10 protein-coding genes and 1 pseudogene are annotated in these 7566 nt (G+C 74.8%); 6 read left to right on the top strand and 5 right to left on the bottom strand.

The features are described from left to right. Positions 1–200: 200 nt before the first annotated feature. The 3 genes from ABD345_RS39475 to ABD345_RS39465 are packed head-to-tail and all read left to right on the top strand — an operon-like array spanning position 201 to position 2173. Positions 201–1076 carry a TIGR03619 family F420-dependent LLM class oxidoreductase gene (locus tag ABD345_RS39475; RefSeq protein WP_344559597.1) on the top strand — a complete coding sequence of 292 codons (876 nt, stop codon included), beginning with the start codon at positions 201–203 and terminating at the stop codon, positions 1074–1076. 18 nt (positions 1077–1094) lie between these two features. Next, positions 1095–1592: a VOC family protein gene (locus ABD345_RS39470; RefSeq protein WP_380272661.1), complete on the top strand. Its 498-nt coding sequence runs from the start codon at positions 1095–1097 to the stop codon at positions 1590–1592. An 11-nt stretch (positions 1593–1603) separates the two neighbouring features. Continuing rightward, a complete protein-coding gene (locus ABD345_RS39465) occupies positions 1604–2173 on the top strand; it encodes a hypothetical protein (protein ID WP_344559593.1) in 570 nt (189 codons plus the stop codon). A 15-nt stretch (positions 2174–2188) separates the two neighbouring features. Here ABD345_RS39465 and ABD345_RS39460 read toward each other — a convergent pair whose 3' ends face one another. After that, a complete protein-coding gene (locus ABD345_RS39460; RefSeq protein WP_344559591.1) occupies positions 2189–2548 on the bottom strand; it encodes an SCO4402 family protein in 360 nt (119 codons plus the stop codon). A 51-nt stretch (positions 2549–2599) separates the two neighbouring features. Next, positions 2600–3181, bottom strand: a complete 582-nt coding sequence (locus ABD345_RS39455; RefSeq protein WP_344559589.1) for a carboxymuconolactone decarboxylase family protein — start codon at positions 3179–3181, stop codon at positions 2600–2602. Between the two features lie 73 nt (positions 3182–3254). On the opposite strand from ABD345_RS39455, the gene ABD345_RS39450 reads away from it, so the two are divergent. After that, entirely contained in the window at positions 3255–3797 is a 543-nt protein-coding gene (locus ABD345_RS39450) for a MarR family winged helix-turn-helix transcriptional regulator (RefSeq protein ID WP_344559587.1), read from the top strand. A gap of 69 nt (positions 3798–3866) precedes the next feature. Here the strand turns inward: ABD345_RS39450 and ABD345_RS39445 are convergent, their stop codons facing one another. From ABD345_RS39445 to ABD345_RS39435, 3 genes are all read right to left on the bottom strand, one after another. Further along, positions 3867–4880: a peptidase associated/transthyretin-like domain-containing protein gene (locus ABD345_RS39445; RefSeq protein ID WP_344559585.1), complete on the bottom strand. Its 1014-nt coding sequence runs from the start codon at positions 4878–4880 to the stop codon at positions 3867–3869. Between the two features lie 130 nt (positions 4881–5010). Beyond that, a complete protein-coding gene (locus ABD345_RS39440) occupies positions 5011–5766 on the bottom strand; it encodes a lysophospholipid acyltransferase family protein (protein ID WP_344559583.1) in 756 nt (251 codons plus the stop codon). Positions 5767–6118: 352 nt separating this feature from the next. Next, entirely contained in the window at positions 6119–6532 is a 414-nt protein-coding gene (locus ABD345_RS39435) for a DUF4395 domain-containing protein (RefSeq protein WP_344559581.1), read from the bottom strand. Between the two features lie 204 nt (positions 6533–6736). On the opposite strand from ABD345_RS39435, the gene ABD345_RS39430 reads away from it, so the two are divergent. Continuing rightward, positions 6737–7153 carry a TlpA family protein disulfide reductase gene (locus tag ABD345_RS39430; protein WP_344559579.1) on the top strand — a complete coding sequence of 139 codons (417 nt, stop codon included), beginning with the start codon at positions 6737–6739 and terminating at the stop codon, positions 7151–7153. 320 nt (positions 7154–7473) lie between these two features. Continuing rightward, positions 7474–7566 (top strand): annotated as a pseudogene (locus tag ABD345_RS39425) (electron transfer flavoprotein subunit beta); the annotation flags it as partial.

Here is a 7566-nt window from a genome sequence, read left to right as displayed (position 1 = left end):
TGCAGGGGGGACCCTGTGGGAGAGTAGGACGCCGCCGAACAATCATTCAAAGAAAGGGCTCCAGCCGTCAGGCTGGGGCCCTTTCTGCATTTCCGGACCCGGAAGAAGCGGGGGAGTGGGGGTGTTGGTCGTGGTGCGCGTGCGGTTGGGGCGGACGATCGGGAAGAGGTGCGGGGCGGATGGTCGGGTTGCGGGTGGGCGTGTCGCTTCAGCCGGGGTGGCCGGTGGCGGACGGGCGGGCGGCGGTCCGGGCGGCGGGGGTGGCCGAGGAGTTGGGGTTCGATCACGTGGCGGTCGGGAACCGGGTGCTGGCGAGCGGGTTCGGGGTGGACGCGGATCCGTTGGTGCTGTTGGGGGCGGTGGCGGGGGTGACTTCGAGGGTGCGGTTGCTGACGTCGGTGCTGGTGGTGCCGTACTACCGGGCGGTGGTGCTGGCGAACCAGGTGGCGACGTTGGACGTGGTGTCGGGTGGGCGGCTGGTGCTGGGAGTGGGGACGGGGTGGAATCCGGAGGAGTTCGCGGCGGGTGGGGCGCCGGTGCGGGAGCGGGTGGCGCGGACGGATGACCACCTGGGGGCGGTGCGGGCGCTGTGGGAGGATCGGCCGGCGGCGTTCGCGGGGCGGTTCACGGAGTTCGAGGGGGCCCGGGGCAGGGTGGCGCCGGTGACGGCGGGTGGGCCGCCGGTGTGGGTGGGTGGGCACAGTGAGGCGGCGTTGCGGCGGGTGCTGCGGTTCGGGGACGGCTGGTACGGGCCTGAGGTGGACGGCGGGCAGGTGCGGGAAGTGCGGCGTCGGCTGGGGGAGTTGGCGGGGAGCGGGGCGGGCGGGCCGGACGTGGAGCGGTTGGCGGTGGCGGGGGCGGTGTTCCTCACGCCGCCGGGGGTGCCGGTGGCGGTGGAGGCTCCTGGGCGGCCGTTGGGCGGGGCGGTGGCGAGCGCGGGGAGTGTGGTGGCGGAGTTGGGGGCGTTGGCGGAGGCGGGGCTGACGGACTGCACGCTGTGGCTGCCGGTGGCGGCGGAGCACCTGGTGCCGGCGATGGAGTGGGTGGCGGCGGAGGTGGTGCCGCAGTTGGGGTGAGGGGCGAGTGGGGGCGGAGTGGCGGGTTCCGGGAGTGGGCGGGGGCGGGATCTTCTAGGCTCGCCTTTCGGCCGGTCGGGTCCGGCGGGTCGGTACGGGAGGGGAGTCGGCGTGTTGCTCGGTCTTCGGACGGTCATTCATCCTGCGCCGGATCTTGCGGCGGCGAAGGCGTGGTGGAGTTCGGTGCTGGGGGTCGAGCCGTACTTCGACGAGCCGTTCTACGTGGGGTTCAACGTGGGGGGCTACGAGTTGGGGCTGGACCCGGGCGCGGATCCGGCGGTCGGGCCGGTGTCGTACTGGGGTGTGCGGGACGTCGACGTGGCGCTGGCGCGGTTCGTGGCGGCGGGGGCGGGGGTGCGGGAGCAGGTCCAGGAGGTGGGTGGTGGGATCCGGGTCGGGACGGTGGTGGAGCCCTCGGGGGCGGTGGTCGGGTTGATCGAGAATCCCCATTTCGTGCTGCCGGAGGACGGGGGAGCCGAGGCTGGGGGAGCCGAGGGCGCGGGGCCCGGTCGCTGAGGAGGGGACGGGTGGGTCACCACGGGTGGTGGATGCTGGGGGTGGTGCCCGACGGGGCCGCCGCGGCGGTGGGCTGGCCGGGGCGTCCGGTGGGGGCGGCCGGGGCCTTGGCGTGGTGGCGGGAGCATCCGGCGGCGGACCGGGACGAGTTGCGGGTCCTGTTCGAGTCCTGGGGGCACCAGGAGAAGGAACTGGAGGAGGCCCGCTGGGAGTTGCTGGGGCTGCTGGAGGGGCGTCCGGAGCGGGAGCGCTGGGTGTGCGGACTGCGGAAGGCGTTCCCGTTCCACGCGTTGGCGTTCGCGCTGGGGCCGGACGGGGTGGAGCGGTTGCCGGGTTGGGCCGGGGAGTTCGTCTGGGACGCCGGGCGGGTGCGGGAGCGGTTGCCGGCGGTGGAGGCGGTGCTGGGGGTGACCGGGGCGGCGCGGGAGGCGGCGTTCGGGCGGGCGGCGCGGTGGTTGGCGTGGTACGGGGACGGTGGAGGGGCCGCGGAGGTGGCGGAGTTGTTCGAGGCGCCGTTGCGGGTGCTGCGGGCGGCGGCGGACGCGGGGGAGGGGGCGATGGGGGTGGAGATGGTGTTCTGAGCGGGCGCCGGCGGGTCAGCGGGCGTGGTGGTCGTTGGCGACCAGGGCGCGGGCCAGGCGGGCGGCGGCGGTGGTGACGGCGGGCCAGGCCGGGGAGGCCAGGTGGTCGGCCGGCCGGGGGTCGGGCGGGAGGGTGGTGCGGAGGGTGCGCAGGGCGGCGCCGAGGTCGGCGGTGAGGGCGGCCTCCTCGCCGGTGCGCAGGGTGCGGCCGATCCACGGGACGGGGTCGTCGGCATCGCAGGCTTCGGTGAACAGGGTGGCGAGCAGCGGCGCGGGATCGAAGGCGTCGTCCTGGAGGCCGGGGGCGGCCAGGCCGAGGACCGCGGCCACCAGTTGGTGGCGCAGCGCGGGGAGGCCGGGGCCGCGGTCGGTCACCGGGGGAGCGTACCGGCCGACCGCGGGAGCCTACCGGCCGGGGGCGGAGGGTCAGGCGTGGGGGGCGAGTTGGGGGTCGAGCGGGGCGTCGGTGAGGCGGTTGGCGAAGGTGGAGAGGGTGTAGGCGCCGATGCCGAGGACGATCTCCAGGGCGTTGCGCGGGGTGAAGCCGTGGGCGAGGAAGGCGGCGAGTTCGGGTTCGGGGACGGCGCCGGTGTGGTCGAGGACGGCGTGGACGAAGGTCCGGACGGCTTCCAGCTTGGCGTCGGGCAGCGGCTGTTGGGCGCGCAGGGCGGCGATCAGGGCGGGGTCGGCGGCGAGCCGGGTGAGGACGCCGGTGTGCATGGCGACGCAGAGGTGGCAGCCGTTGCGGGTGGCCACGGTGAGGACGACGGTTTCGCGGACCACCGGTTCCAGTTCGGTGGCGTCGAACATGGCGGTCAACTTGAGGAATCCGTCGAGGAGTTGGGGTGCGTGGGCGAGGCGGGCGGCGGCGGAGGGGAGGTAGCCGAGGTGGCGGGTGACCTGTTCGAGCTGGCGGCGGGCGGCCGGCGGGGCGGTGTCGGGGTCGAGGTCGGGGAAGTGGGTGCCGGTGGTCGGGGCGACGGGGGCGGTCGGGGTGTGCGCGGACATGGGTGGGCCTTTCGGGGCGGCTGGAGGCGTGCCGGGGCGGCCGGGAGGGCGGGCTCCGGCGGCGCGTCCTAGAATGGACAACGTGGTTGACCAAAACGTAAACCAGGTTGTCGATCCGCGCAACGGGGAACCGGGCGCTCCGGATCCGGCCGGACCGGCCCGCGACGGCTTCGAGCTGCCGCTGCTGCTGTTCGCCGGATTCCGCACGATCATCGACGAGTTGCACGCCGAACTGGCCGACCGGGGCCACCCGGAGGCGCGGCCCGCGCACGGCTTCGCGCTGCAGGCGATCGGTCTCGACGGGGCCACCGCGAGCGAACTCGGACGCCGGCTGGGGGTCTCCAAGCAGGCCGCGGGCAAGACCGTGGACCGGCTGGAGGCCCTCGGCTACGCGGAGCGGGCGGACGACCCGGGGGACGCCCGGCGCAAGGTCGTCCGGCTGACGCCGCGCGGGCTGGACGTGCTGGCCAGGTCGGCGGCCGGGTTCGACCGGATCCGGGCGCACTGGGCGGCCGTGCTCGGGGAGCGACGCCTGCGCGAACTGGAGGACGGGCTCGCCGAGTTGGTCGGCCCGTCCGGCTTCCGGCTGGACGCGGCGGGCTGGTTCGCCGGCTGAGCGGGCCCCGGCGGAGCGCCGGAGCCCCCGGCGCGCGGACGGCGGGCCGGGGGCTCGGGGGCGGTGGGGTTACTTGCCGTTCTTGTCGGGGTCGGCGGCGAAGGTGATCACGCCGAGGTAGCCGTCGCCGTCCTCGCTGACCTTCAGCAGCATGGTCGGCCGGTAGATGCCGTCGCCGTCGTTGAAGGTGTCGCGGCCGGTGTGGGTGCTGTACGGGGCCTTGGCGAAGACCGCCGTGTTCAGCGACTCGTCCATCATCATCTGCGTGGTCAGGGTGCGTTCGTTGTTGATGTGCACCATCGCGTGGACGTGCACGGTGCGGCCCGAGTACCAGCCCGGCCAGACGGTGGTGAACTCCACGATGCCGTCCTGGTTGGTCACCTGGGCGCCGCGCAGGTAGCGCTTGTCGTCCTGCGGGGTCAGGTCGGCCATGCCGTCGTTCGCGCCGCCGCCACCGCCGTTGCCCGTGTCCGGGCCGCCGGACGGGAAGCCCGAGGGCGGGGCGCCGGTCGGGCCGCCGGACGGGAAGCCGGACGGGAAGCCGGAGGGCGGGGCGCCGGTCGGGGCGCCCGACGGGGGAGTGCCGCCACCGCCGCCCGGACCGCCGCCCGGGCCGCCGCCCGTGCCACCGCCGCCGGTGGACAGCTGCTCGGCGCCCGAGTACTTGCCGGACGCGTCGCAGTGCCAGATCTCCACCACCGCGTTCGGTAGCGCCGCGCAGGTCTCGCTGTCCTGCACCCGGATGGCCAGCCGCAGCCGGACGCCCTCGCGGTCCTCGCGGATGTCGCTGCGGATCTTGTCGGCGTCGAAGTAGTACGGGCCCTGGGTGGTCTGCGCGGTCAGGCCGCAGGTGTTGGCGTCCGCGAACAGGCCCGTCAGGTCCTCGGTGGTGGACGCCTGCGGGGAGATCGAGGCGTCCGCGCCCGTGGTGGTCTTCGCGCTGGTCGAGCCGCCGCCGGAGCCGGAGCAGGCGGCCAGCAGCGCGCCGAGGCCGATGCTGCTGATGCCCGCCAGGGCGCGCCGCCGGCTCACCCGCCGGCCCTCGTCGTGGTCGTGCCCGGGGTGCTGCTGCTCGACTGCCATGGGTTTCCCGTCCCTTTTCGATCCCTTTACCGTTCCGCGCAGCGTAGGGACGGCGGATGAACGTGCCCTTGGGATCGGATGAGAGAAACCGCCCCCGGCGTTGAGACGGCGCCCGGGACGGCGGACGGGGTCAGCGGGCGGAGCGGCGCTCCGCCTCGGCCTCGTCCTCGGCCTCCGCCTGCTCCAGGGTCGGCGCGGTGCCGCCCAGGTGCGCGGGCAGCCACCAGGAGTCCTCCGGGCCGGACGGCTCGGCCGGGTACTCGCGCTGGGCGCGGTCCAGCATCTCGGTCATCGCGGCGCGCAGGCGGCGGGTCACCATGACGGGCTTGTCGGTGGGGGCCAGGTGGATCGGTTCGCCGATCATGATGGTCACCGGGACGTGGCGCTTGGTCAGCGTCTTCGGGTGGCCCTTGGTCCACAACTGCTGGGTGCCCCACAGGATCACCGGCAGCAGCGGGGTGCCGGAGTCGGCCGCCATCCGGGCCGCGCCGGTCTTGAACTTCTTCAGCGTGAACGAGCGGCTGATGGTCGCCTCCGGGAACACCCCGACCACCTCGCCCGCGCGCAGCGCCTTCACCGCCGCCTCGTACGCGGGCTGGCCGTCGGCGCGGTCCACCGGGATGTGCTTCATGCCGCGCATCAGCGGGCCGGAGACCTTGTGCTTGAACACGTCGTCCTTGGCCATGAAGCGGGTCTTGCGGCGGCCCACCCGGTACGCGCCGAAGCCCGCGAAGATGAAGTCCAGGTAGCTGATGTGGTTGCTGACCAGGACGGCGCCGCCGGTGGCGGGGACGTGCTCGGCGCCGACGATGGTGATGCGCAGGTCCAGCGCCTTGAAGGCGGCCAGCGCGGTGCGGATCACCGGCGGGTACACGAACTCAGCCACGGTCAGCCCTACTTCCCACGGGCCAAACGCCCGGTCCGGCGGTACCCGGGGCGTGGGGGCCGGTCCGGGAGGGCGCGGCACGCCGCGGCGGCCACGGGTGTTTCCCCCAGATGATCCCCCGAACGGGCACGGTCTGTCACGCCAGGCCCTGGCCGGGCGGGCGAAGGGCGAGAACGGGAGGCGAAATCAGGGGCCCGGGGAACGGCGGGGCCGTGCTGCTGGTGGCCGGAGCCCGTCGGAGGTCGAGGCGGCTGCGTGTCTTTGACGGAACCGATAGCTGGTGCGCTGGGCGGCAGTGAACCGTCAGCCGACCCGGGCTCGCCGTTCCCCGAGCCCCTGGCGGGGCTCTTGCTCAGCGGGCGCGTTGGATCAGGAGGTAGAACTCGCAGCCCAGGCAGTAGTCGAAGGCGGCGTTGAGGAAGGCGGCGGCGAGGGCGAGGGCGGTGAGGGTCAGGGCGAGCCAGGGGAGGCCGGTGAGGGCGGCGAGGGTGGCGAGCAGGGTGAAGGCGAGGCCGACGGCTTGGGCGAAGCGCGGGGGGCGGGGGTCCTCCAGCTCGGCGGGCGGGGCCAGCCGGGGGCGGACGAAGGTGCGGTAGAGCCAGCCGTAGGGGGCGTAGCGGTGGCCGCCGAGCGCGCCGGCGGCGAAGACCGCGGTCTGCAGGACCAGGAGCGGGGTGCTGCCGGTGATCAGGGTGGCGGCCAGGACGAGGCTGGTGAGGACGGCGGCGAAGCGGGGGCCGCGGGGGTCTATCGGTGCGGAGGGCACGGAGGGGCTCCGGGGGAGGGGGGCTGACGGGGGACCGGACGTCGGGGCGTGCGGTCAGCGACAGCGGGTGGTGCAGGCCCGGCACAGGTCGATCACCCGGCGGCTGGTCAGCCGGGGGTTCGACGACGGGGTGCGGGCGGTCACGGGCCGATGGTAGCGGGGCGGGCCTTCCGGGCCCAGGGGCGGGTTTGCCACACTGGGCGGGTGACCGGACTGATCGTGTGCCTGGTGGTGCTGGCGGCGGCCGGCGCGTTCGGAGCGGTGCGCAAGGTGCGGGACGGGAGGCTGCGGGTGCGGGGCGACGAGGACGGTGCGGTGCGGCTGACCGGGGCGGAGTTGGGGGCGCCGCTGGGGGAGCGGGCGACGCTGGTGCAGTTCTCCACCTCGTTCTGCCAGCCGTGCCGGGCGACCCGGCGGACGCTGGCGGAGGTGGCGGGGATGGTGGAGGGCGTCGCGCACGTGGAGGTGGACGCCGAGTCGAGCCTGGAGCTGGTGCGGCGGCTGGAGGTGCTGCGGACGCCGACGGTGCTGGTGCTGGACGCGTCCGGCCGGGTGGTGCGGCGGGCGGCGGGGCAGCCGCGGAAGGCGGACGTGATCGCGGCGCTGGGCGAGGCGGTCTGAGCCGGTCGCGGGGGTCCGCGGGCCCGGCGCGCGGTCAATCTCACAGGGGATCTGGTGTGGAGTCAGGTGGCAGCCGGGTCGGGCTGGGGCAGGATGGGCCGGAGGCGGCGGCGTGGTGCCGGGCCGGGGTCGCGGGCAGCGTAAGCTACTGGCGAGTAGTGACGGTTGGACTACTCGTGAGTATGCTGCCGGGGAGTCCCGGAGGGCACCTTCGCGCGCCGCTCGGGCCGCGGGCCCCGTCGTGCGGAGCGAGGACCGCTCGGTGACGCGCGGGCAGCCGCCGCAGCCGCCGGATCGGACCAGTAACAGGAGAGCAGGCCGTGAGCTTGAGGATCGTTGTCTGTGTGAAGTACGTGCCCGACGCGACCGGTGACCGTCGCTTCGCGGACGATGCCACCACCGACCGGGAGGGC

Source organism: Kitasatospora saccharophila (assembly GCF_039529925.1).
In the GTDB taxonomy this organism is placed as follows: Bacteria; Actinomycetota; Actinomycetes; order Streptomycetales; family Streptomycetaceae; genus Kitasatospora; species Kitasatospora saccharophila.
Note: the sequence above shows the minus strand (reverse complement) of the source record. Positions and strands in the feature narration are given on the sequence as shown.

Excerpts from the sequence above, each read along its gene's own strand:
- ABD345_RS39455 (WP_344559589.1), bottom strand. The coding sequence starts at position 3,181 with ATGTCCGCGCACACCCCGACCGCCCCCGTCGCCCCGACCACCGGCACC.
- ABD345_RS39450 (WP_344559587.1), top strand. The coding sequence starts at position 3,255 with ATGGACAACGTGGTTGACCAAAACGTAAACCAGGTTGTCGATCCGCGC.
- ABD345_RS39445 (WP_344559585.1), bottom strand. The coding sequence starts at position 4,880 with ATGGCAGTCGAGCAGCAGCACCCCGGGCACGACCACGACGAGGGCCGG.